Below are 24,278 nucleotides of genomic sequence, written 5' to 3'. Positions count from 1 at the left end.
TCCGATGCTTGGCGGGCCTTGCGCGCCGCTTCAGCGTCCTGACTTCAGCTCCGTCCAGAGACGCGTCTGCAGACGCTGGATCTCGGGCGGCAGGGGCTTGAGCAGGAACAGCGTCTTCACGACCTCGGGCGGCGGATAGACGGCCGGGTCGTTGGCGACGTCCGGGCGCACGTACTTGCGCGCCTCGAGATTCGCGCTCGGGTAGTACACCGCGTTGGTGATCGCCGCGTGGACCTTCGGGTCCTCGATGTAGTTGATCCACTCGAGGGCCGCTTCCTTGTTCTTCGCGTCCTTCGGAATCGCCATCACGTCGAACCAGACGCCCGCGCCGCCCTTCGGGATGTAGTACTCGACCTTGTAGGGCTTCTTCGCCTCGAGGGTGCGGTGCTTGGCGATCACGACGTCGCCGGACCAGCCGAACGCGAAGCAGATGTCGCCGCCGACCAGGTCGTTGATGTAGCCCGACGAGTTGAACTGGGTGATGTACGGGCGGATCTTCTTGAGCACCTGCATCGCGGCCTGGTAGTCGGCCGGGTTGGTGCTCATCGGATCCTTGCCGATGTAGTGCAGCGTAGCCGCGAACATCTGGTCGGGCGCGTCGAGCACCGACACGCCGCAGGTCTTGAGCTTCGAGAGGTTCTCGGGCTTGAACAGGATGTCCCAGTTGTCGAGCGGCACCTTGCCCAGGATCTGCTGGGCCTTGTTGACGTTGTAGGCGAGGCCCGTCGTGCCGTAGGCCCAGGGCACCACGTACTTGTTGCCCGGATCCGCGCCGGCGACGAGCGCCATCAGCTGCGGATCGAGATACTTGAGGTTCGGCAGCTTCGACTTGTCGAGCGGCGCGAAGATGCCGGCCGCGATCTGCTTGCCCGCGTAGTTGCTGGTCGGCACGACGATGTCGTAGCCGGAATTGCCGGTCAGCAGCTTCGCCTGCAGCGTGTCGTCGCTGTCGTAGTTGTCGTAGCGAACCTTGATGCCGTTCTGCTTCTCGAAGTTCGGGATCGTGTCCTTCGCAATGTAGTCCGACCAGTTGTAAACATTGAGCTGCGTATCCTTCGCCGCCGCGGCCGATGCAGCCGCGCACAGCGCCAGCGCCGCGAACCGGCCCGCCACCTTTGCTTTCATCCCGTTCTCCCGTCCGACCGGCTTGGATCCGGCCTTCATCTGCCTCGCCATGACGGCGCGCCGTGCGCGCCGCCCCTCGAAAACCCCGAAAACTACCATTAATCCCCCGCCGTAACAAAAAAAACACCCGGCTGTCGCGCAAACGGAACAGATTCGCGCGGCGGCTCGCCCGCCTTCCGGCGCGAGGAAATGGCCGCAATTTTATCGGGTTATCGCCCCGTGTCCATCCCCGAAAAATTCGCGCGCCGCCCGAGCCGATCACCTACCCTAAATTTGTGCGCCGCTCGTTCGTCATTCCATTGAGAGCGGGCGCATTCCGCACCCGTCCCAACCGACCGCAGGTGCGCCCGACCATGAACAGCCACCCGTTCGCCACCCGCCCGGACGCGGGCCGCCCTGATGCGGGCCACCCCGACGGCGATCGCCCGTCCGCCCCCGGCGATCCCGGCGGCCCGCGCCGCTGGCTGTCGTTCGCCGGCGCGGGGATGCTCGTCGCGGTCGGCTACATGGATCCCGGCAACTGGGCGACCGCGCTCGCGGGCGGCGCGGCCTACGGCTATCGGCTGCTCGGCGTGGTGATCGCGTCGAGCCTGATGGCGATGCTGCTGCAATGGCTGGCCGCGCGGCTCGGCGTGGTCTGCGGGCGCGATCTGGCTCAATTGTGTCGGGAACACTATGGCCGCCGCACCACCGTGCTGCTATGGATCGCGGCGGAGATCGCGATCATCGCGTGCGACGTCGCCGAGGTGGTCGGCGCGGCCGTCGCGCTGCAATTGCTGCTCGGCGTCTCGCTGACGGCCGGCGTGCTGCTGTCGGCCGTCGGCACGCTCGCGATGCTGGCGCTGCAACGCCCCGGCACGCGCCTGCTCGAAACCGTGATCACGACGCTGATCGGCTTCGTCGGCCTGTGCTTCGTGGTCGAGGTGGCGCTCGCGCAGCCCGACTGGCGCGCCGCGCTGGCGGGCACGGTGCCGCCGCCCGCGCTGCTGCGCGACGCGGGCATGCTGTGGATCGCGGCCGGCATGCTCGGCGCGACCGTGATGCCGCACAACCTGTACCTGCACGGCTCGCTCGTCCGCCATCTGGCGGCCCCGCGCGACGACGCCGCGATCCGTCGCGCGCTGTTCGGCGTGAACCTCGATACGTTCGTGTCGCTGTCGATCGCGTTCGTCATCAACGCGGCGCTGTTGATCGTCGCGGCCGCCGTGTTCCACGCGCACGGCCACCATGACGTGACCGACCTCGCCGACGCGCACCGCCTGATCGCGCCGATCGTCGGCAACCAGTGGGCCGGCATCCTGTTCGCCGCCGCGCTGCTCGCCTGCGGGCTGTCGGCGACCGTGACCGGCACGCTCGCCGGCCAGGCCGTGATGGAAGGGTTTCTCGCGCTGAGGCTGCCGCGCTGGCAGCGCGCGCTGCTGACCCGCTCGCTCGCGATCGGCCCCGCGCTCGTCGCGGTCGGCCTGTACGGCCAGCACGGCTCGAACTCCCTGCTGGTCGCCAGCCAGGTCGTGCTGAGCCTGCAACTGCCGCTCGCCGTGATCCCGCTCGTGCGCTTCACCTCGGACCGCGCGCTGATGGGGGCGTGGCGCGTGCACGGCGCGGCGCTCGCGGCCGCCTGGGCCTGCACGGCGATCATCCTGCTGCTGAACGGCGCGCTCATCTGGCAAGCGGTGACGGGCGCCTGAATTACAATGGGGCGACTGCGCGCGCGCCGCCACGGTGCGCTTCCGCTCACCGCTCCAACAGGATTCGTCGCCCGCCCATGCCCGCACGTCCCGTTGCCCCGTCCACCGTCCGCCGTCCCGTTTCCTTCCACTCCCTGGCGCGCGCCCTGTGCGCGGCCGCCGTATTCGCGAACGCGCCGGCGCACGCCGCCGTCGCGCTGCTGCAGCCCGCGAAGGAAGCCGCCGCGAGCGCGCCGCTGACGCTCACGCTGCTTTATTCCGCCGACGACGATGCGCCGCTCGACGTCGCCCCGCCCGCCGCGCTCGACGTCACGCTGACGGCCGACGACAAGCCGCCCGTGCCGCTCTCGCTGGCGCGCGACGCCGACGTGCCGGATCGCTTCACGCTGCGACCCGGTGCGTACCGCAAGGTCCGCTACGCGGCCGCATGGCCCGCGACCCTGCGCGGCGGCGTCACGATCACGCCGCTCGGCCTCGACGCCTCGCCCGCGCTCGTCGTGCTCAACCGCGGCCCGCGCCAGGCCGAGCTGGCGCGCGCGGAACAGGCGGCCGCGCAGGCGACGACGCCCGCCGCGCGCGACGCGGCCAATACGCGCCTCGCCACGCTCGACACCGCGCCGCTGCCGCCCGGCGACGCGCTGACGACCGCCGCGCCGGGCTGGCTGTCGTCGCACCTCAGCTACTACGAGCCGATCTACTTCGGCGTGGGCGCCAACGGCGGCACGAGCGCGCGTTTCCAGCTCAGCTTCAAGTACCGTCTGCACCTGCCCGACGACCCCGCCTCCCGGCGCTTCATCGACAACCTGTACTTCGCGTACACGCAGACCTCGATCTGGGATTTGTCGAGCGCGTCGAAGCCGTTTCGCGACACGAGCTACAAGCCGCGCCTGTTCTATTACATCGCCGACACCGGCTGGCGCAGCGCCTGGTTCACGCGCATGGGCGCGGCGGCCGGGATCGGCCACGAATCGAACGGCCGGGCGGGCAGCGCATCGCGCAGCCTGAACATCGCCTTCGTGCAGCCAACCTGGGAGTTCGGCAAGCTCGACGACTACCACCTGCAGGTATCGCCGATGTTCTACTACTACCTGGAGAAGAGCGAGAACGAGGATATCGCGGACTATCGCGGCTACCTGGACCTGCTCGTGAAATACGGCAGCCCCGGCGGCTGGCAGCTCGCGACCACGTTGCGCAAGGGCGCCCGCCACGGGTACGGCAGCGTCGACGCGCAACTCAGCTATCCGCTGTCGAGGCTGATCGGGCAGGCCTGGGGCGGCTACGTGTGGATCGGCTACTTCAACGGCTACGGCGAGGACCTGCTCGACTACAACCGCCGCCAGCACTGGATCGCGCGGATCGGGTTCAGCATCGCGCGCTGAGCCCGCCGGCGACGCCTGCCCGCATCGGTTAACATAGCGCCTCGCGCCGGCGCCCGGCGCACCGCTTCAACCCAACCGAACCGTAGATCCGATGACCTCCAACCTTCATGACAAACCCGACAGCCCGTGCATCGGCGTCTGTTCGACCCTTTTTGACGATGTCTGCAAGGGCTGCGGTCGCACCGCCCTCGAGGTCGCGAACTGGGTGTTCATGAGCGATGCGGAGAAACAGGCCGTGTGGGAACGCATCACGCGCGAAGGCACGGCCATGCGCTTCCAGTACGACAAGCTCTGATCCGGCCCGCCGCGCAGGCCAACGCATCACGCGGTCGCACAAAAAAGAGTTCATCGCCGGCCTGCGGCGCGATTGTGTAGCCAGTCGAGCAGTGAGCCGCACGTCGATATTGCCGGACTCCGGCCAGGCTCGACGGGCCGTGGCCGGAATGGGTAGCGATGAGCGCTATGCCGGCGTCACTCGTTGTAAAACGGCCGCCACGGCTCGATGAGCATCCTGGCATCAGCGGGGCTGCAGAACCCTTCACGACTGAGCACCTCGTCGCGCGGCTTGCCATCGAAACGTTCGACGATGCCGTTTTGCCATGCGCGACCGGGCGCGATGAAGGCCGGGCCGACAGACGCGTCGCGCAGCCAGCGCACGACGCGGGCAGCAGCAAAATCCGCCATAGGCCTCAAGCGCGCATTGATCCACGCGCTGCCGTCGCCCCCTGTCCCATCAGTTGCCCTTGGGCATGACCTGTGGGCCCGCACCGCCGGCGAATTTCTCCATCTCGATGACCTTGCACCGCATTTCAACCTGCGGAAGCATGACGGCCGCTGGCAAGCCCAGGACGAAATCGATCGTCGCCACGACATCCTCGACCTGGATCTTCGCCTCATTCGCGATGCGGCCGTCATTGGTCATGTCGGTATTGACCACACTGGGGCACAGGCAGGTCACGCGCACATCGAAGGGCAGCAACTCCTTGTGCAGAGCCTGCGCGTAGCTGATCAACGCGGCCTTGGTCGCCGCATAGACCCCGAGCTTTGGCAGGCTCTCTGTCCCGGCCATCGAGGAGATCAGGAGGATCTGTCCGCCCCCCTCAAGCCGCATGCGGTTCGCCACGAGATTGGTGACAACCAGGGCGCTGGTGAGGTTGACGTCCACCATGGAAATGACATCCTCGGTCGCAAGAGCCGAACCACCCATCTTCAAGACCCCGGCCGAATTCACCAGCATGGTGATCCGCATGGGGCCGGACAGGGCTTTCACGACGGCCTCGTGCACCTGATGCGGCAAACGCATGTCCACGCTGAGCAGCTCAATCCTGCAATCCGGGTGCAGGGCCAGGATCTGGGCCCTGGCTCGAGCGAGCCCCGCAGGATCTTGTGCCAACAGGAGCAAGTTCATACCCCTGCCAGCCAGGTACTTTGCAACTGCCAGGCCGATCCCTCGGCTGCCGCCTGTGACAAGCGCATAGGCCGGGCGCTGATCATCTGCAGTACCCAACATGGATTGATTCACCATCCTTATCTCCAAAACGAACTTCATGTTGTTCATCGTGCCGGCCACGCGGCCGAAGACGACCGAGAGAAACGAAAATCCCGCGGGTGGAAGCCGTGCCGCCCGACGAGGACACTTCCGCGAGCGCTTCCCCATGCTCACGTCGCGGTGGTAATGCGCCATGCGCCGCAGAACCCGCAAGAGGAACAGCATATCCGGCCTGACGAGAATTGGGGTGATGTCGAATCGACGCCATCAGCCCTCACTGCCATTGCTTCTACGCTGCACCCTCTTGATCTTGAACGCCGTTACCCGGATGCGGGGCCGCGCGCGGCGACGGCGCGCCTTGCCGTGCGGTGATACCCGTAGCCGCTCGGCTGCGAACTTGCCTGGCACGCGTTATCGAACGATTCTCGATGGCGGTCAGACCACGCGTCTTTGCAGGAGTTGATATTGTCGATTGCACGCGACCTTCCAGATTCGACTGATGCGGCCCATCCTGGCATCGCTGCGGCGACATATAGCGCCATCGCGGATCTTGGAAAGATTCGACGAGAATTCTTCATGGCGGCCGCCCCGCTCAAATTTCAATGATGCTTGCAAATCCACTTTGTGAAGCTTGATACCTCGGAATGCCTTTCACTCTCATCAGGCCAGATTATGAAATACGGAATTGGCGCATTGACCTCGATAGCATGTATCTACTGGAGATCTCCACGCTCAAGATAAGGCCGTGCAAATTTTTTGCGTACAAGAATAATGCCAAGGCCAGCGATCGCCGCCTGAATTAATGCACTGTTATTATCCAACAGGCGACCAAATGAAGGCTCGATAATCGGAAGCCCAGCCGCCTCCAACCAATCATGCCCATCTCGACATGAAACCCGAAGAAAAGGCAAAATCGAAAGCGATGAAGCGCCAATCGGCGGAAGCTCGTTGGATAGCGATTTATTTGCACAAACAATCAAAGTATCGCGACTCAATTCCCGGGAGCAGTGTTCACTTTTCCAATGACCGCCACCCCAAATGCAAGCATCGAAATTCATACCTTCAACTGACCGTTCGCAAGCTCGCGTATCGATCGATGATTTAATATCAGGATGAATGGCGTTGAATAGATGAATGTTAGATATGAGCCAATGCAAAGCAAAATCTACGCAAACATTTACGTGCAACTCCGATGCATTTGGAGCGGCAGGTGAGGTTGCCACCGAGATTGCCTTCTGTAGATCGATCAATCCATGCCTGACTTTGCGAGCTAGTTCAATTGCAGTCTCGGCTGGAATCATTCGACCCCAGCCTGCTCCGAAGCACCGACGAAGTCGTCACGGATAAGCTGAGCAGTTGCGCGTGACCTGCGGCGGCATCCTGTGACCAATCACGCGGCGTATCTCGCGTCGATATTGTCGGAATCCAGGCAGGCTCGACGGATCGTGGCTGCGACCAGCGCCATGGGGCCCGCGCGTGTTATAGAACTGCCGCTGGCGTTCGATGAGCACCTTGCCTCGGCGCGGCTGTGGAACCATTCGCGGCTCGGCAGTTCGCCATGCCGCTTGCCGTTGAAGCTATCGACGAACTCGTTTTGCCACGGACAGAGGTGGCCTCGCTCGTTCGGACAGCGTCGCGCAGCGGGCCTCATCCGGAGTCTGATCCGCCGGACTCGAATGGAGCCATTTCCTGTTGCCCAACGCGATGCATTCGCCGATGAAGCGTCGGGTATGGCTGACCGACTCATACGCTTTCGGGCGGGCCTCTTCATACTTGATGCTGCGCCGCACCCGCTCGACGAACACGTCACACGCTGTTTGCGCACCTGGCTCATCGTGTACGTACCCACGAGCCCCCTGACGTCTTAAGCTCGTTTGCTGCGCCAGTCCGTCACCGCACTTGCCGGGCTTGGGACGTGGCCAGCCCCGCTGCCGGAGATTCCCGCATACCGGGCCGCGTCACGCACTGCCCTGGATCCCAAACCCGGCGGCAGTCCAATCCTCGACGAACCAAAAAAAAGCGGCATGCAGAACGCCATGCCGCCAACCCCAACACATGTTGCGGACGGGCGCCTGCCCGTCCGGAATTCAGAACTTCATCCCGACGCCCACGCCGAGAATCAGCGGATCGATATGCAAGCGGCCGAGCGATTGGCCGGCGAGCGTCGCGTCGGTATGCATCCAGATCTTCTTCAGATCGACGTTGACGAACAGCTTCTTGGTGACCTGCACGTCGACGCCGAACTGCAGCGCCGGGCCGAAGCTGTGATTGCTGACCGAGATGCCCGTGCCGCCCGCGTTCAGCCCGTTGTTATAGAACAGCGTGTAGTTGATCCCCGCGCCGAAATACGGCCGCACCTTGCCCGCATGATTGAAGTGGTACTGCAGCAGCAGCGTCGGCGGCAGCACGTTCACGCCGCCGAGGTGACCGAGGCTGCCCGAGTTGATCTGGTGCCGCGACGTCCCGAGGATCAGTTCGACCCCGAGGTAGTCGCGGATCATGTACGTGAAGTCCAGCTCCGGCACGATGGCATTGTTCACGCCGACGTTCAGCGCGGACAAGGTGCCGCTGGTGCGATCCTGCGGCATGATGCTGATGGCGCGCACCCGCGCAATGATGTCGCCCTGTGAGATACCGTCGCCGGGCGACGCCGCCTGCGACAGCGTAGGCGTCAGTGCGACGCACGCTGCGATGGCGGACAAGGCGACGAGACGAGGACGAATTGTTTTCTGCATGATTAGAACCCCCTGGAAACTGATGCGATTTTCCAGGGACCGTTCCCATTGCATATTGACGGCCGTCAAGCGAGCGAGAACGTGGGGCGGTTTGCCGCAGGCTCAGGCGCGACGCCCGTCAGCAGCAGGTCGAGCAGGTCGCGCACGCTGCGGATCGCGGCGCCGAACGGCAGCGGCTCGCGGCCCCGGAAGAACAGGCCGTTCGCGATGTCGCCGCGCAGCGCGGCGGTAAGCCGCGTGTCGATGCAGAAATGCCCGAACTTCTCGATGCCGTCGCGCAGGCCGCACACGCCGAGACATTCGAGCGAGGTCGGGCAGCGCTGCTTGAACGCGCCGAGCTTCGCGCGGATCCGCGCCTCGTGCCGCAGGTAGCGTTCGAGCCACGGCGTCTTCACCGCGCGCGCCGGCAGCCCGGTCACGCTGATGAATTCCACGATGTCGTCCTGTTGCGCATCGGCGAGGATCCGCTTGAAGTTCGGATGCGCATCGCCCTCCTCCGTCACCGCGAACGGCGTGCCCACCTGCACGCCGTTCGCACCCGCCGCGAGCGCGGCGCGCAGCGCGGCATGGCTGTTGATGCCGCCCGCGACGATCAGCGGGATGCGTTCACGCTCGATGCCGAGTTCGGCGAAAGTGCGCGCGGTTTCTTCGAGCACGCGCGCGAACTCGAAGCGCGGATCGCGCATGTCGTCGAGATTCGTGACGCCAAGGTGGCCGCCCGCATGCGCGGGATGCTCGATCACGATCGCATCCGGCAGACGGCCCTTCTTCATCCATTTCTTCACGACCAGCGCGATGCCGCGGCTGTCCGACAGGATCGGGATCAACGCGATGTCATGGCCGCGCGTCATCTCGGGCAGGTCGAGCGGCAGGCCCGCGCCCATCACGATCGCGTCGGCGCCGAATTCGCAGGCCACCTGCACGTAGTCCGCCTGCGCGCTGACCGCCTTCATGACATTGACCGCGATCATGCCGCGCCCCTGGCTCCAGGTGCGCGCGAGCTGGATCTCGCGCGCGAGCGCTTCGAGATTCGCACCTTCGAGCGTGGCGCGGTCGGATTGCGGGCGGCAGCGTTCGAGCAGGTCGGCGTGGTGATGACGCAGATCGATGCTCGCGATCGTGCCCATCGCGCCTTCGCGCGCGACGCTGCCCGCAAGACGATGGGCCGAGATCCCGACGCCCATGCCGCCCTGGACGACGGGCAACAATGAACGGCCGCGGATCTGGAGCGGCGGAAAGGAAGGGAGTGCGGTCATCGGAACCTCTTCAGTGCAACGAGGAAAAAGCCCGATGATCGGCGTTTGCCCGCCGCGCGCGTTGACGGCCGTCAACAAACGCGCGGCGCGCGGCGACGCGCTACGCCGCAGGCGGCGTATTCAGCTGCATCGATTTGTACTCGAGATATTCCTCCAGCCCGTACACGCCGTTCTCGCGACCGCGGCCCGATTGCTTGAATCCGCCGAACGGCGCGGCCGGATTCCATGCACCGCCATTGATATCGACCTGGCCCGTGCGGATGCGTCGCGCGACCTGCAGCGCGCGCGCGTCGCTTCCCGCCCACACCGCGCCGCCGAGCCCATACGGCGAATCGTTGGCGATGCGCACCGCATCGTCCTCGTCGCGGTACGTGATGATCGACAGCACCGGGCCGAAGATCTCCTCCTGCGCGATCGTCGCGTCCGGCGCGACTCGGCCGAACACCGTCGGCTTCACGAAGAACCCGCGCGACAGCCCGTCCGGCAATTCGACGCCGCCCGTCACCAGCTCCGCGCCTTCGTCGATGCCGCGCTGGATATAGTCCCGCACGCGCTGCTGCTGAGCCGCCGACGCGAGCGCGCCGTGGCGGGTCGCGTCGCTGCGCGGATCGCCTGCGACATAGCGCTCGGCCGCGGCCTTCGCGAGTTCGCGCGCTTCTTCGTAGCGCGCCTCCGGCACCAGCATCCGCGTGTGCGCGGAACAGGTCTGGCCGGCATTGAGATAGCACGCGCCGACCGTGCCCTTCACCGCCGTCGGGAAATCGGCGTCGTCGAGCAGGATCGAGGCGGACTTGCCGCCCAGCTCCAGCGCGACGCGCTTCACCGACGCCGCCGCGAGTTCCGACACGCGCTTGCCGACGCGCGTCGAGCCGGTGAACGACACCATGTCGATCTCGGGCGCGCTCGCGAGCGCTTCGCCGACCACCGGCCCGTAGCCGCAGACGAGATTGAACACGCCGGCCGGCAGGCCCGCCGCGTGAATCGCCTCGGCCAGCACGAACGCATTGAGCGGCGCGACCTCGGACGGCTTCAGCACCACCGTGCAGCCGGCCGCGAGCGCGGCGGCGACCTTCAGCGTGATCTGGCTCAGCGGATAGTTCCACGGCGTGATCGCCGCGACCACGCCCACCGGCTCGCGCACGACGAGCGAATTGCCGACCCGCTGCTCGAATGCGAAGGTCTCGGCGAGCTTCGCATACGTGCCCCAGGCGTGGATCGGGCCGCCGACCTGGATCGCGCGCGACAGCTTGATCGGCATGCCGACTTCGCCCGTGATCAGTTGCGCCAGCTCGTCGGCGCGCGCCTTCAGGTTCGCGGTGATCGTGCGCAGATACGCGGCGCGCTCGGCGGGCGGCGTCGCGGCCCAGCCGTCGAACGCGGCGCGCGCGGCGGCGACGGCCGCGTGCGCGTCGGCCGCGTCGCCGGCCGGAATGCGGCCGATGACGGCCTCGGTGCCGGAGTCGATCACGTCGATCGCGCCGCTGCCGGACGGGGTGCGCCACGCGCCGTCGATATAGAACTGTTCGTAGGTTTGCATCGTGCGGTTCCTGTCTCCAAGGGAGCGGACATTCTACCGAGCCGCTCGCGCGAGCGCGATCCCGCATGGCCGCTCGATGAAGCCGCGATGACACGATTCTCATTTGGCGCTCATCCGGGCGGAGCGGCGCATTCCTAGCATCGGGGCTGAATCGCGATGATCGGGCGCCGCCGGGCCGCCCCGGCAGCGCGATCCGGCCGGCGCCCTGGACGGGCAGCCTGCGCCCCTCCGTCCTATATCCGTGTGGAGCATCCGATGAAATCATGCAGCGCCCTTCCGCTCGCCAGCCTCGCCCTGTTCGGGGCGACCGGCCTGGCCCAGGCCCAATCGAGCATCACCCTCTACGGCCTCATCGACACCTCGCTGACCTACGTGAACCGCGTCAACGCGAACGGCGACAGCCAGATCGGTCTCGGCAACGGCAACCTGCTCGGCAGCCGCTGGGGCTTGAAAGGCTCGGAGGATCTCGGCGGCGACCTCAAGGCGATCTTCACGATCGAGAACGGCTTCGATCCGAACAGCGGCGCACTCGGCCAGGGCGGCCGGATGTTCGGCCGCCAGTCGTTCGTCGGGCTGGAAAGCGCGCGCTACGGGACGCTCACGATCGGCCGCCAGTACGACGCGCTCGCGGACGTCGCGTGGCCCGTCACCGGCGACTACTACTTCGGCAGCGTGTACGCGACGCCGGGCGATGTCGACAACTACGACACGTCGTCGCGCACCAGCAATGCGATCAAGTACACCTCGCCGACGCTCGCGGGCTTCCAGTTCGTCGGCATGTATGCGCTGGGCGGCGTCGCGGGCAAGACCGGGTCCGGGCAGACCTGGTCGGTGGGCGTGGCTTATGGCAACGGACCGCTCAGCGTGGCGGGCGGCTATTACTATGCGGCCAATGCGGCGCCCTCGGCGGGCGCGCTACGCAATGCGTGGGGCGGCACGTCGGACGGCACCTTCGACGGCTCGCTCGTCAACGGCGGATACATCTCGGCGAAATCGATGGGCATCGCGCGCGCGGCCGTGCAGTACGTGGCGGGCCCGTTCACGCTCGGGCTCGATTACAGCAATGCGCAGTACAAGCCCGATGCGTTCTCGACCTTCCGCGAGACCGAGAAGTACAACACCGGGCGCGGTTTCGTGAATTACCAGGCGAACGCGGCGGTGCTGGTCGGGGTGGGCTACAGCTACACGAAGGCGAGCGGCGATACGAGCGCGACCTACCATCAGGTGTCGGCGGGCGCGGATTATACGTTGTCGAAGCGGACCGACTTCTATCTGGTCGGCGCGTGGCAGCGCGCGAACGGCACGCAACGCACGATGAACGGCGGCACGCAGCCTGCGCAGGCGTCGATCGGGTCGTATGGGTATGGCGGGACGCGCACGCAGAGCATCGTGGCGCTGGGGATGCGGCATCGGTTCTAGAAATGGCCGTGACCCGCTGGGTGCGGTGCAAATCTCCCAGCGGGTATAAAAACACGCGAACCCGTAAAACCACGCTAGCGCACGTCACAACAGCCTCGTTCTACTCAAACAGACGTGCCGGGAAAGCATTGTGCGGCACTACTTTACCAAGCTTGCCCAAAGTTCCGGAAACGTGGCAACTTCCGTTATAAGGAACGTCAATCTTAATGCGCTGCTGCTCGTGGTTACACGGATCAATCAGCAGATGAATCTGATCTTTCGAGAGTGAACATATTGTTGTGCCCCCGCACACCAATGCCAACCACACCAGATCTTGCTTATCGCACACCTTTTCGATCGCTTTCAACTCTCCTACTGAAAACACATGATTCCATGACGGTCCTCCTCCAGTCCGGTATTTTACAAACACATGCCTATCCGTATTGATAAGGTAATGGCCGTAGTTTCCCGTACTGGCTTTGTTCAGCGCTTTAAAAGATACGTGTTCGGTAATCTGCGTCAGCGCAACACCATGATAGAAGTCTTGTTCCTGGATTTTCATTCCAATCCCCATGAAATCATTCATTTCAGGAAGATTAGAATATTCAAATCGAATAGCAACAAGCTTTTATCCCTCATGCATGAGAGATCACGCCGTGCCGCAGAGCATGCATATGCTCGCCAAATGAAAAAGGCCCGCCGAGGAAAACTCAGCAGGCCTTTCGGGTACTTCACATTGGAAATATCCGGCAGCGCTTACGCCTGCCCCTGGCTCGTCAGGAAGTCTTCGTAATTCCCGCCGAAGTCCGTCAGCGTGCCGTCCGTCTTCACTTCGATGATCCGGTTCGCGAGGCCGCTCACGAACTCGCGGTCATGCGACACGAAAATCAGCGTGCCTTCGAACTTCTCGAGCGCGATCTGCAGCGACTCGATCGATTCCATGTCCATGTGGTTGGTCGGCTCGTCCATCAGCAGCACGTTGTGGCGGCCCAGCATCAGCTTGCCCCAGATCATGCGGCCCTTCTCGCCGCCCGACAGCACCTTCACCGACTTGCGGATGTCGTCCGCCGAGAACAGCAGGCGGCCGAGCGTGCCGCGCACCATCGTCTCGTCGTCGCCGTCCTGGCGGTAGTAGTCGATCCAGTCCATCAGCGTGATGTCGTCCGGGAACTCCTCGTAGGTGTCCTGCGGCATGTAGCCGATGTTCGCGTTCTCGGCCCACTTCACCGAACCATGCTCGAGCTCGAGCTTGCCGAGCAGCGCGCGCAGCAGCGTGGTCTTGCCCGCGCCGTTCTCGCCGATGATCGCGATCCGCTCGCCCGGCTGCACCGACAGGTTGAAGTTCTGGAAGATCGTGCGCTCGTACTTCTTGGTGATGGTGTCGGCCACCACCGCGATGTTGTGCAGCTTCTTCTCGAATTCGAAACGGATGAACGGGTTCTGCCGCGACGACGGCTTGAATTCCTCGATCTTGATCTTGTCGATCTGCTTCGCGCGGCTCGTCGCCTGGCGCGCCTTCGACTTGTTCGCCGAGAAGCGGCGCACGAAGTCCTGCAGTTCGGCGACGCGCTCCTTGGCGCGGGTGTTCGCCGCGGCCTGCCGCTCGCGCGCCTGCGCCGACGCGAGCATGTAGTCGTCGTAGTTGCCCGGCCAGACCTTCAGCGTGCCGAAGTCCATGTCGGCCATGTGCGTGCACACCGAGTTCAGGAAGTGGCGATCGTGCGAGATGATGATCATCGTCGAGTTGTACTCGTTGAGCACGGTTTCCAGCCAACGGATCGAGTTGATGTCGAGGTTGTTGGTCGGTTCGTCGAGCAGCAGCACGTCCGGCTTCGAGAACAGCGCCTGCGCAAGCAGCACGCGCAGCTTCCAGCCCGGGGCGACGTCGCTCATCGGGCCGGTGTGGAACTTCTCGTCGATGCCGATGCCGAGCAGCAGCGCGCCCGCGCGCGCCTCGGCGTCATAGCCGCCGTACTCGGCGAACTTCGCCTCGAGTTCGGCCGCGTGCATGTAGTCGTCGTCGGTCGCGTCCGGGTTCGCGTAGATCGCGTCGCGCTCCGTCATCGCGGCCCACATCTCCGTGTGGCCCATCATCACGACGTCGAGCACGCGCACGTCCTCGTAGGCGAACTGATCCTGGCGCAGCTTGCCGAGACGCACGTTCGGCTCGAGCGCGACATTGCCTCCGCTCGACTCGAGGTCGCCGCCGAGAATCTTCATGAAGGTCGACTTGCCGCAACCGTTCGCGCCGATGAGGCCGTAGCGGTTACCCTCCCCAAACTTGACCGAGATATTCTCGAACAGGGGCTTGGGCCCGAATTGCATCGTGATGTTGGCAGTAGAAAGCACAGCGTAGCCCGTTTAGAGATAGATCGACGGAAAACCGGGTAGTTTAGCAGGAGTCGGTGAACTGCTGCGCGGCGGACCGCCAAAGCGCCCATGAGCACAGGCCGCGGCCCCCATCCGGAAAGCCCGGCGCGGCGGGCGCAACGCGGTTCCCGGGGAGAATTTGCCGGCATTCCCGCCGGCGGCGCACAGGCTTCCCGCGCCGGGCCGCCCATCGAGCAAACCCGTTCGCTCGACGTCAGACCCCGTTTCCACTCGACCCGACGGCGGCGCGCGGCGTGCGCCCGCCGTCCGCCGCCGAGATGGCCTCGCGCCGCCCTACTTCGCGGCGGCCTTCTTGCCCGGGGGCGGCGCCTTGGGCGGCGCCTTCAGTTGCGCGAACATCTCCGAGCACGGCACACCCTTGTTGTTGCTCGGCGCGATCAGCGGGATCAGCGCGGCGAACGGGTTGATCAGGCCGAGCCCGATCATCGCGCCCGCGCGCAGCGCGAGCGCGCCCACGCTCACGCCGACGTCCGGATTCTTGAAGGTGCCCTTCACGTACAGCGGCGAGCGCAGCGAGAACACCCGGAAGCCCTTGGTCTGCGGATGAATCGACATGTCCAGCGATTCGTCGCGCAGGTTGACCGTGCCGTCGACGCGGATCACCGCATCGTCGGTATCGAGCGCGAACAGCTTCGCATCGAGCACGCCGTTGGTCGCGGCGAAATCCACCGCCGCGCAATTGATCTTCACGTCCTTGCCGCCGAACAGCTTCTCGTACACCACGTTCGCGACGTTCAGGCCGGCCGCCTCCATCAGCAGCCGACTGATCGCGCCATCGGTGACGAGCGCCTTGACCTCGCCGTTGGCCGTCGCGGCGAGCGCCGCGGGCGAATTGCCGGTGGCCGACAGCGCGGCGTCGCCGTTGATCTCGCCCAACGCGGACTGCATCACCTTCTGCGTCGAGAACAGCTGCTTGAGCTTCAGGTGGCGCGCCGCCACCGTGAAGCGGCCCTTGAGCGGCGCGCCGCTGCCGTCGAGCCGCGCCTCGGTCGACAGCGAGCCGCCCGCGACGCCGAACGTCAGCGGTTGGAGCGACAGCACGCCGTCCTGCATCACGATGTGCGTGTAGAGGTCGGTGATCGGCAGGTCCGCGCTCTTGACCAGCTTCTTGCCGGTGAACTTGACGTCGGCGTCGAGCGCGCGCCAGCGGTCGGTGTGGAACGTCTCGACCGGCAGCACGCGGCCGCTCGGCTGCTTGGTGGTATCGCCGCGCTGGGCCTTGCTGGCGGCCGTGTCCGCGCCGACGATCGGCGCGAGATCCGAGAATTGCAGCAGGTTCGACACCAGTTCGCCCGACAGTTTCGGCCGCGGCTCGCGCTGCTCGAACGCAAGCGTGCCATGCAGATCGCTGCCGCCGACGCGGCCGTCGAAGTTCTCGTAGCGGAACAGGCTTCCGCCGCGCCGGAAGTTGCCGATCAGGCGGCCCTCGGTCGCGTACGGCGGCGTATCGGGCAGGGTCACGCCGGTCAGCGGATACAGGTGCGACATGCTCGCGCCTTGCAGCCACAGCCGCAGGTCGAGCGCGGCGAGCCGGGTTGGGTCGGTCAGCGTGCCGACCACCGCGAGCCGCGTGTCGCCCGCCTTCACGTCCGCCTGCAGCGGGAACGGCCGAGCGGCGTCCTGCAGCGCGAGCACCCCGCCGAGCTTGCCGGTGCCGTCGATGGGCACGCCCTTGTAGCGCCCCTTCACGGTCAGGCCGAACGCATAGGTCGGCCCCGCCGGCTTGGCGGCCGCGCCGGAGGCGCCGGCCGGCGCGCTGACCGCGGGCGGCGCGGAGGCCGAGACCGCGCCCGACGCCACGCTTGCACCTGTTGCCGCCGAAGCGCCTGAGGCGGCCGACGCAGCGGAGGCGGCCGACGCATCCGACGCTGCCGTGGCGTTCGCCTTCCGGCTCAGCTGCGCTGCGCCCCGCTTGCCGACCCGCTGGGCCGACGCGGCGCGCGAGGTGGCTTCCTGCTGCGCGAGCACGTCGCCGAGCGGGATCGGTTGGCCGAGCGTGTCGATCGCGACGGTGAGATCGGCTTTCGTGACGGCGTCGCGATACGCAACCGTGCCTTTGGCAAAACCGAAGTTGCGCAGCTCCACGTTCCACGGCGACGGCTGCGCCGCCTGCTTGAAGGTGAAGGTCCAGGTGTTGCGGCCATCGGCGAGCCGCTCGAGATCGAGCGCCGGATTGACGAGGCGGATCGACGGAATCACGACCTTGTGCGCGAGGAGCGGCAGCACCTCGACCTCGGCTTGCGCGGCGTCGAGCGTCGCGAACGCGGGCGCCTTCGCCCATTCAGGATTGCCGATCACGATCTGGGTGGCGGAGACGCTCGGCCAGGGCACCCAGGCGCGCCAGCCGGTTTCGCCCTCGGGCCGTCGCCAGCCCAGCCTGAGGTCGCCGCGAATCTCGAACGGGCGCCCCAGCGCCTCGCTCGCCTGTGCGTTGACCCACGGCTTCACGTGGTTCCAGTCGAAGGTATAGATGAAGATGCCGAACGCCGCGAGCAACACCACGACGCTGCCGGCGATCCATGCGGCCGATTTGCCGAGAGCTCGGGAAAGCGCCATGCCGGTTCCGTTGTTGTTCTGGGATCAGCCAAGCGTGCCGCGCGTGCCGTGCGCAAAGGCGCGCAGCGCGCGACGCGGCGAGGCATGGCCGGTATTATGACGCACGTGCCGGGACCGCCCCGCCCCATTTACCCTTTTTTTCATTTATGACGGCAACCGCCCTGATCGACGCGCGCGGCATCACCCGGCGCGACGCGTCGACCGGCAAGACGCTTCTGGCCCCCACCGATTTCCGGCTGACGGCAGGCACACGCATTGCGCTCACCGGGCCGTCGGGCTCGGGGAAAAGCGTGTTCCTGCGCGCGCTGGCGCTGCTCGACCCGCTCGACGGCGGCGCCCTGTTGTGGCGCGGCGAGCCGGTCGCGCGCGCGGCGATCCCGCGTTATCGGCGCAATGTCGCGTATCTGCGGCAGCGGCCCGCGCCCGCCGACGGCAGCGTCGAGGACCTGCTGCGCTATCCGTACACGCTCGCGGTTTATCGCGATCGGCGTTTCGATCGCGCGCGCGCCGCCCGACTTGCGGCACAGGCGGGCCGCCGCGACGATTTTCTCGCGCAGGCGGCGAGCGAATTGTCGGGCGGCGAGGCGCAGATCGCGGCGTTGTTGCGCGTGCTGCAACTCGATCCCGAGGTGTTGCTGCTAGACGAACCGACCGCCGCGCTCGACCCCGAGTCGACCCGCGCGATCGAGGCGCTGGTGGCCGCGTGGTTCGACGCCGCGCCCGACGCGCGCGCCTATCTGTGGATTTCGCACAATCCCGCGCAGGCCGCGCGCATCGGCCCGCGCCATCTGACGATGCAGGCGGGCGTGCTGCGCGACGGCGCATCGGAGGCCGCGTCGTGAGCCCCACCCTGCAGGACCTGAGCCTCGTCGACGTCGGCATCGCGGCGGCGCTCGTCGCGGTCAACGGCGCGTTGTCGCTGGCCCTCTCGCTCGGCCTCGGCCGCAAGCTCGCCTGGGCGGCGCTGCGCACCGTCGTCCAGCTGCTCGCGATCGGCTATGTGCTCGGCTGGGTGTTCGCGCATGCGAGCGGCGTCGTGGTGGTGCCGTTGATGGCCTTGATGACGCTGATCGCGGGCTTCGCGGGGGCCGCGCGCGGCAAGCGCACGTACGCGGGCCAGCGCGCCGACAGCATCCTGTCGATCTGGTTCAGCAGCTGGTTCGTCGCGGCCGTCGGCCTGTTCGTCGTGATCCGCATCCATCCGTGGTACGCGCCGCAGTATGCGATCCCGATCCTCGGGATGATCCTCGGCAATACGCTCACCGGCGTCTCGCTCGGCGTCGAGCGGATGACCGAGGAGCTGACCGCGCGCCGCGATCGCGTCGAGACCGCGCTCGCACTCGGCGCGACCCGCTGGGAAGCGGCCCAGGACGCCGCGCGGCAGGCGGTGCGCGCGGGCATGCTGCCGACCCTCAACCAGATGGCGGTGGTCGGCGTGGTGAGCCTGCCGGGGATGATGACGGGCCAGGTGCTCGCGGGCCAATCGCCGCTGCAGGCGGTCCGCTATCAGATCGTCATCATGTTCCTGATCGCGGCCTCGTCGGCGCTCGGCACGGTCGGCGCGGTGCTGCTCACCTGCCGCCGCCTGTTCTCGGCCGAGCACCGCTTCCTCGCCGCCCGCCTGATCGAACGACGCCGGAAGCAGGCGGCCGGCTGAGCCGCGCGCGGCGGCGCTCAGCGCTTGATCGACACCGTGACGCGCGTGCCGTCGCTCATCGTGAGGGTCTTCGAGCCGCCGCCCGTCGGAATCGACACCCACCTGACCTGGCTCACGGTCACGGCCTTCGGGCACTGCAGCGCCTTGCCGCCGACCGTCACCGCCTTGCGGCCCTGCGGCGCGCTGGCCTGGAAGCTCAGCTGCACGTTCGCGACGCCCTTGCTGTCGACCGACGGCGCGACGCGCACCTGGGTCTGCCGGACCATCGCGCCGTTGGCGTCGCGCGGCAGCGAATCGCTCTGCGGGCAGCCGTCCGGCACCGGCACCGCGCCCGACGGCGGCACCGACTTCCAGTTGAAGTCGTCGGTCTCGCCGGAACGGATCTTGCGGGTTTCCTGCGTATTGCCGAACAGTTTCGAATCGACCTTGACGGTGTACTGGAGCTGGCCGTCGTTGCCGCCGAGCAGGCTGGCGTTGATCGGCGGCGCAGCGCAGGCGGGGGCGCTGAGGAAGGCGGCCGCCAGGACGGCGGCGGAACCGGTGGCGGCGATGACTGTGGTGACGCGTTGGCCCATGCTGACCTCCTTATGAGGTGGCGCCGCGCGAACGGCTCCACCGGGTTATCGATGCATGATGCCTGCCAGTCTAACGCCAAGCGCCGCCGCCGGCGTTGACCTGACATCGGGTGTTACCCCGCTTGCGCGCCGCGCCCGCCGCGCCCTCAGAAACCGCTCAGCACGAGCTTGCCGATCGCGCGGCCGCTCTCGAGCAATTGATGCGCGCGGCGCAGATTCGCCGCGTCGATCCGGCCGAGATGCTCGCCGACCGTCGTGCGCAGCGCGCCCGCGTCGACGAGCCGCGCCACCTCGGCCAGCAGCGTGTGCTGCTCGATCATGTCGGGCGTGCCGAACATCGCGCGCGTGAACATGAACTCCCAATGAAACGCCGCGCTCTTCGCCTTCAACAGCTCGACGGGCACCGGCCGCTCGTTCTCGACGATCGTGCAGATGCCGCCCTGCGGCCGGATCAGTTCGGCCGCCGCCGGGAAATGGCGATCGGTGTCGTTGAAGATCAGCACGTAGTCGACCGTCGGATGGCCGACCGCCTTCATCTGCGCGGGCAGATCGCCGAAATGATCGACCACGTGGTCCGCGCCCAGCTCGCGCACCCACTGCGCGGATTCAGGGCGCGACGCGGTCGCGATCACCGTGAGTCCGCCCAACTGCCTGGCGAGCTGGATGCCGATCGAGCCGACCCCGCCCGCGCCGCCGATGATCAGCACCGACTTGCCCGCGTCCGCGCCTTGCGGCGACACGCGCAGGCGCTCGAACAGCGCTTCCCACGCGGTGATGGCGGTCAGCGGCAGCGCGGCGGCGGCCGCGAAATCGAGCGTCTCGGGCTTGCGCGCGACGATCCGTTCATCGACGACGTGATACTCGCTGTTCGCGCCCGGCCGCGTGATGCTGCCCGCGTAGAACACCGGATCGCCCACCTTGAACAGCGCGACCCCGGGCCCGACCGCGACGACCGTGCCGGCCGCGTCCCAGCCGAGCACGCGCGGCGACGCCTCCGTCTGCGCCTTGGGCGCGCGCACCTTGCAATCGACGGGATTGACCGAGATCGCCTCGATCCTCACGAGCAGGTCGCGCTCGCCCGGCTGCGGCATCGGCAATTCGAGGTCGAGCAGCGCATCCGGCTGGTCGATCGGCAGGTATTGATGCAATCCGACAGCTTTCATCTTGGGCTCCTGGCAAACAAGTCTGGGACACGGCGCGAAGCGCGCGCCGACGCATGACCCGCATCGTAGAGCGCCCCATCCTCATTAAAAAGCACCATAATCCCTGAAACATTTTCTGGATTTTCAAAAGAATGATCGACGCGCCGCCGCCCTCGCCCGACAAACCGCTCGACCTGCTCGACGTGGCGCTGTTCGTGCGCGCGGCGCGGCTCGCGAACGTGTCGGCGGCCGGCCGGGAGTTCGGGCTGTCGGCCGCGGTGGCGAGCGCGCGGCTCGCGCAGCTCGAACGCCAGCTCGGCGCGCGCCTGCTGCATCGCACCACGCGGCGCGTGAGCCTGACTCAGGAAGGCGAACTGTTCATCGCGCGCGCCCAGCCGCTGCTCGAAGCGGCCGACGCCGCGCGCGCGGCCGTCGGCCGCGGCCGCGCCGAGCCGCAGGGCCGGCTCAAGGTCTCGATGTCGTCGTCGTTCGGCCGCCAGCACGTCGCGCCGGTGATTCCCGCGTTCCTGCGCCGCTACCCGGACGTCTCGCTCGATTTGCGGCTGTCCGACGAAATCGTCGATCTGGTCGACGAGGGCATCGACATCGCCGTGCGGCTCGGTGCGCTGAAGGACTCCTCGCTCGTCGCGCGGCGGCTTGCGGCGAACCGCCGCGTGATCTGCTGCGCGCCCGCCTATCTGGCCGCGCACGGCGCGCCGCGCCATCCCGCGGACCTCGCGCGGCACGAGTGCGTGATCCTCGGCGACCAGCGCGACTGGACCTTCGCGACGCCGGCCGGCCCGCAGACGGTGCGCGTCGGCGGACGGCTGAGCGCGAGCAACGGCGAGGCGATCCGCGAGGCCGTGCTGGCGGGCTTCGGCCTCGCGCTGAAGTCGACCTGGGATGTCGGCCCGCACCTGCGCGACGGCACGCTCGTCAGCGTGCTCGACGACTACCCGCTCGCCGAGCCGGTCGCGATCTGGGCGGTCTACCCGAGCCGCGCGTTCGTGCCGCTGAAAACCCTTGCCTTCATCGACTTCCTCGCCGCGCACTTCGGCGATCCGCCGTACTGGGACCGGCCGGCCCCGCCCGCCGGCTGACGCGCCGGCCGCGCGCCGCCCCGCTACAATAGCGAGTTGGCCCGCGCGTGCCCGCTGCCACATTTTTCTTTGCCAACCACTCGCCATGACCACGAATCTCGTTATCCAGAGTCCCTCGCCGCTGTCCGACGCGCATTACAAGCCCCTGCTCGCGCTCGCCCGCGGCGCGCGCATCGTCGCGCTCGATCCGCACGCGATCCGCATCGAGGAGGCCAGTCCCGCGCAGCAGCCCGATCTCGACGTCTATTGCGGCACCCACGGGCTCGACTACGGTTTCGTCGACGCCGGCCTGCGGCTCGCCGACTTCGGCCTGGTCGCGATGGACATGGATTCGACGCTGATCACGATCGAGTGCATCGACGAGATCGCCGATTTTTGCGGACGCAAGGCCGAGGTCGCGGCGATCACCGAGGCTTCGATGCGCGGCGAGATCCCCGATTTCAACGAGAGCCTCGCGCGCCGCGTCGCGCTGCTGGCGGGGCTCGAGGCGAGTGCGCTCGAACAGGTCTACGCGACCCGGCTGCGGCTGTCGCCGGGTGCAGAGGCCATGCTGGCCGGCGTCAAGGCCGCGGGCCTCAAGACACTCCTGGTGTCGGGCGGCTTCACCTTCTTCACCGACCGCCTCAAGGCGCAGCTCGGGCTCGACCATGCGTATTCGAACGTGCTGGAAGTCGTCGACGGCAAGCTGACGGGCAAGGTGCTCGGCGAGATCGTCGACGCCGACGTGAAGGCGCGCCTCGTGCGCGACACCTGCGCGGCGCTCGGCATCCCGCCGAGCCGCGCGATCGCGATCGGCGACGGGTCGAACGACCTGAAGATGATGGCGGAGGCCGGGCTGTCGGTCGCGTTCCGCGCGAAGCCCGTGGTGCGCGAGGCGGCGAGCGTCGCGTTCAACCACGTCGGACTCGACGGCCTGCTGCGGCTGCTGTAACGCGCGGCGCAAGCCGGGCCCGGATGCAACAACGGCGCATGCGGAAATCGCATGCGCCGTTGTTGCATCGACAGCCGGCCTCGCGCGGCGCGCGGAACCGGCGGCGGCGTCAGCCGAACGCGATCCCGAACGCGCGTTCGATGTCGGCGCGCAGGTCGGCCTCGTCCTCGAGCCCGACGTAGAAGCGCACCAGCGTGCCCTGGTGCGGCCAGGTCGGCCGCATCGACGCGACATCGTAGGGCATCGCCAGGCTGCATGCGCCGCCCCAGCTCCAGCCGATCGCAAACAATTCGAGCGCCTCGACGAACGCGTCGACCTGCGCCGGGCTGTAGCGCCCATCGAACACGACCGAGAACAAGCCCCCCGCGCCCGTGAAATCACGGGCGAACGACGCGTGCCCCGGGCAATCCGGAAACTGCGGATGCAGGACCGCCGCGATCTCCGGCCGCGCCTTCAGCCAATGCGCGAGCGCGAGTGCGTTCGCGCTGTGCGCGTCGAAGCGCACCTGCATGCTCGGCAGGCTGCGCAGCACGAGCGAGCAGTCGTCGACCGACACGCCGATGCCGAGGCGCATGCGCGCCAGCTTGAGCTTCGCGTGCAGGTCCGCGTCGGCCGTGATCGTCGCGCCCATCAGGAGGTCGCTGCCGCCCGACTGGTACTTGGTCAGCGCCTGGACCGAGATGTCGACGCCGTGCTCGAACGGCTTGAACGCGAGCCCGGCGGAATAGGTGTTGTCGATCGCGGTCACGATGCCGCGCGCGCGCGCGACGGCCGTGATCGCACGCACGTCGGGCACTTCCATCGTCACCGAACCCGGCGCTTCCAGCCAGATCAGCTTCGTGTTCGGCTGGATCAGGTCGGCGATGCCCGCGCCGATCAGCGGATCGTAGAAACGCGCGCTCACGCCGAAATCACGGCTGAGCCACGTGCCCAGGTCGCCGTTCGGGTTGTACACGTTGTGCGGGATCAGCACGTCGTCGCCCGCCTTCACCACGCCGAAATAGACATTGGTGATCGACGCCAGCCCCGACGGCTGCAACAGCGCATGCCTGCCGCCCTCGATCTCGGCCAGGCGCTGCGCGAGCGCGAGCGAGGTCGGCGTCGCGTGCAGCCCGTAGCGCCACTGGCTGTCGTCGCGCCAGTCCAGGTTGCGCATCGTCGCGAGATCGGGGAACACGACCGTCGAGCCGCGCTCGACCGGCGTGACGAACGAGCGGAAACCGTCGGGAATCGCGTCGTCGGGTTGCACGATGCGGGTTTGCAGCGCGCGCTTGGAAGTGGATGCTGTCATGGCTGGGTAAGTTCGTCTGCTGCCAGGA

20 protein-coding genes and 2 pseudogenes are annotated in these 24,278 nt (G+C 67.0%); 8 read left to right on the top strand and 14 right to left on the bottom strand.

Annotated features, from left to right (window positions below; genetic code table 11):
• Nucleotides 1-30: 30 nt before the first annotated feature.
• Nucleotides 31-1,125, bottom strand: a complete 1,095-nt coding sequence (locus Bsp3421_RS20790) for a polyamine ABC transporter substrate-binding protein (RefSeq protein WP_274003000.1) — start codon at nt 1,123-1,125, stop codon at nt 31-33.
• A gap of 353 nt (nt 1,126-1,478) precedes the next feature.
• Between Bsp3421_RS20790 and Bsp3421_RS20785 the strand changes: the two genes are divergently transcribed.
• The 3 genes from Bsp3421_RS20785 to Bsp3421_RS20775 all read left to right on the top strand — a co-directional run bounded on the left by Bsp3421_RS20785 (nt 1,479) and on the right by Bsp3421_RS20775 (nt 4,487).
• Complete coding sequence (locus Bsp3421_RS20785) at nt 1,479-2,813, top strand: Nramp family divalent metal transporter (RefSeq protein WP_274002999.1); 1,335 nt, start codon at nt 1,479-1,481, stop codon at nt 2,811-2,813.
• A 77-nt stretch (nt 2,814-2,890) separates the two neighbouring features.
• The gene (locus Bsp3421_RS20780) at nt 2,891-4,192 is read left to right on the top strand and encodes a phospholipase A (protein ID WP_274002997.1); all 1,302 of its coding nucleotides are present in this window, start codon (nt 2,891-2,893) and stop codon (nt 4,190-4,192) included.
• 91 nt (nt 4,193-4,283) lie between these two features.
• Nucleotides 4,284-4,487: a DUF1289 domain-containing protein gene (locus Bsp3421_RS20775; protein ID WP_274002996.1), complete on the top strand. Its 204-nt coding sequence runs from the start codon at nt 4,284-4,286 to the stop codon at nt 4,485-4,487.
• Between the two features lie 87 nt (nt 4,488-4,574).
• Here the strand turns inward: Bsp3421_RS20775 and Bsp3421_RS20770 are convergent.
• From Bsp3421_RS20770 to Bsp3421_RS20740, 7 genes and pseudogenes are all read right to left on the bottom strand, one after another.
• A pseudogene (locus Bsp3421_RS20770) lies at nt 4,575-4,873 on the bottom strand (integrase core domain-containing protein); the annotation flags it as partial.
• A 52-nt stretch (nt 4,874-4,925) separates the two neighbouring features.
• Entirely contained in the window at nt 4,926-5,906 is a 981-nt protein-coding gene (locus Bsp3421_RS20765; protein WP_274002995.1) for an SDR family NAD(P)-dependent oxidoreductase, read from the bottom strand.
• 488 nt (nt 5,907-6,394) lie between these two features.
• On the bottom strand, nt 6,395-6,982 hold the full coding sequence (locus Bsp3421_RS20760) for a LysR substrate-binding domain-containing protein (protein ID WP_274002993.1): 588 nt from the start codon (nt 6,980-6,982) through the stop codon (nt 6,395-6,397).
• 89 nt (nt 6,983-7,071) lie between these two features.
• Nucleotides 7,072-7,284: pseudogene (locus Bsp3421_RS20755) on the bottom strand (integrase core domain-containing protein); the annotation flags it as partial.
• 484 nt (nt 7,285-7,768) lie between these two features.
• Nucleotides 7,769-8,416, bottom strand: coding sequence for an OmpW/AlkL family protein (locus tag Bsp3421_RS20750; protein WP_274002991.1), 648 nt, complete (start codon nt 8,414-8,416; stop codon nt 7,769-7,771).
• Between the two features lie 65 nt (nt 8,417-8,481).
• The gene (locus tag Bsp3421_RS20745) at nt 8,482-9,672 is read right to left on the bottom strand and encodes an NAD(P)H-dependent flavin oxidoreductase (RefSeq protein WP_274002990.1); all 1,191 of its coding nucleotides are present in this window, start codon (nt 9,670-9,672) and stop codon (nt 8,482-8,484) included.
• A gap of 100 nt (nt 9,673-9,772) precedes the next feature.
• Nucleotides 9,773-11,209: an aldehyde dehydrogenase family protein gene (locus tag Bsp3421_RS20740; RefSeq protein WP_274002989.1), complete on the bottom strand. Its 1,437-nt coding sequence runs from the start codon at nt 11,207-11,209 to the stop codon at nt 9,773-9,775.
• Between the two features lie 255 nt (nt 11,210-11,464).
• On the opposite strand from Bsp3421_RS20740, the gene Bsp3421_RS20735 reads away from it, so the two are divergent.
• Nucleotides 11,465-12,628 carry a porin gene (locus Bsp3421_RS20735; protein ID WP_274002987.1) on the top strand — a complete coding sequence of 388 codons (1,164 nt, stop codon included), beginning with the start codon at nt 11,465-11,467 and terminating at the stop codon, nt 12,626-12,628.
• A gap of 100 nt (nt 12,629-12,728) precedes the next feature.
• On the opposite strand, the gene Bsp3421_RS20730 is transcribed toward Bsp3421_RS20735, so the two are convergent.
• The 3 genes from Bsp3421_RS20730 to Bsp3421_RS20720 form a co-directional block, all read right to left on the bottom strand.
• Nucleotides 12,729-13,169, bottom strand: coding sequence for a hypothetical protein (locus tag Bsp3421_RS20730; RefSeq protein ID WP_274002984.1), 441 nt, complete (start codon nt 13,167-13,169; stop codon nt 12,729-12,731).
• A 194-nt stretch (nt 13,170-13,363) separates the two neighbouring features.
• Nucleotides 13,364-14,956 (bottom strand): ABC-F family ATPase, encoded by a 1,593-nt coding sequence (locus Bsp3421_RS20725; protein WP_274002982.1) that lies wholly within the window; start codon nt 14,954-14,956, stop codon nt 13,364-13,366.
• A 315-nt stretch (nt 14,957-15,271) separates the two neighbouring features.
• The gene (locus tag Bsp3421_RS20720; protein WP_274002981.1) at nt 15,272-17,554 is read right to left on the bottom strand and encodes an AsmA family protein; all 2,283 of its coding nucleotides are present in this window, start codon (nt 17,552-17,554) and stop codon (nt 15,272-15,274) included.
• Nucleotides 17,555-17,700: 146 nt separating this feature from the next.
• On the opposite strand from Bsp3421_RS20720, the gene Bsp3421_RS20715 reads away from it, so the two are divergent.
• Both Bsp3421_RS20715 and Bsp3421_RS20710 read left to right on the top strand, forming a co-directional pair.
• The gene (locus Bsp3421_RS20715) at nt 17,701-18,396 is read left to right on the top strand and encodes an ABC transporter ATP-binding protein (protein ID WP_274002978.1); all 696 of its coding nucleotides are present in this window, start codon (nt 17,701-17,703) and stop codon (nt 18,394-18,396) included.
• Nucleotides 18,393-19,211 (top strand): ABC transporter permease, encoded by an 819-nt coding sequence (locus Bsp3421_RS20710; protein WP_274002977.1) that lies wholly within the window; start codon nt 18,393-18,395, stop codon nt 19,209-19,211. The genes Bsp3421_RS20715 and Bsp3421_RS20710 overlap by 4 nt, the downstream gene beginning before the upstream one ends.
• A gap of 17 nt (nt 19,212-19,228) precedes the next feature.
• On the opposite strand, the gene Bsp3421_RS20705 is transcribed toward Bsp3421_RS20710, so the two are convergent.
• Nucleotides 19,229-19,786, bottom strand: a complete 558-nt coding sequence (locus Bsp3421_RS20705) for a DUF6013 family protein (RefSeq protein ID WP_274002975.1) — start codon at nt 19,784-19,786, stop codon at nt 19,229-19,231.
• Between the two features lie 146 nt (nt 19,787-19,932).
• Nucleotides 19,933-20,949: a zinc-binding alcohol dehydrogenase family protein gene (locus tag Bsp3421_RS20700; RefSeq protein WP_274002972.1), complete on the bottom strand. Its 1,017-nt coding sequence runs from the start codon at nt 20,947-20,949 to the stop codon at nt 19,933-19,935.
• Between the two features lie 131 nt (nt 20,950-21,080).
• Here Bsp3421_RS20700 and Bsp3421_RS20695 point away from each other — a divergent pair, with 131 nt between their 5' ends.
• Together Bsp3421_RS20695 and serB are read left to right on the top strand one after the other, a co-directional pair.
• Entirely contained in the window at nt 21,081-22,028 is a 948-nt protein-coding gene (locus Bsp3421_RS20695; protein WP_274002971.1) for a LysR family transcriptional regulator, read from the top strand.
• 85 nt (nt 22,029-22,113) lie between these two features.
• Entirely contained in the window at nt 22,114-22,959 is an 846-nt protein-coding gene (gene serB / locus Bsp3421_RS20690; protein ID WP_274002969.1) for a phosphoserine phosphatase SerB, read from the top strand.
• Nucleotides 22,960-23,068: 109 nt separating this feature from the next.
• Here serB and Bsp3421_RS20685 read toward each other — a convergent pair whose 3' ends face one another.
• Nucleotides 23,069-24,250 carry a cystathionine beta-lyase gene (locus Bsp3421_RS20685; RefSeq protein ID WP_274002968.1) on the bottom strand — a complete coding sequence of 394 codons (1,182 nt, stop codon included), beginning with the start codon at nt 24,248-24,250 and terminating at the stop codon, nt 23,069-23,071.
• Nucleotides 24,251-24,278: the final 28 nt, after the last annotated feature.

The sequence above is a fragment of the Burkholderia sp. FERM BP-3421 genome, assembly GCF_028657905.1.
Classification (GTDB): domain Bacteria; phylum Pseudomonadota; class Gammaproteobacteria; order Burkholderiales; family Burkholderiaceae; genus Burkholderia.
The sequence above is the reverse complement of the archived record's forward strand: the minus strand, read 5'-3'. Positions and strand labels throughout refer to the sequence as shown.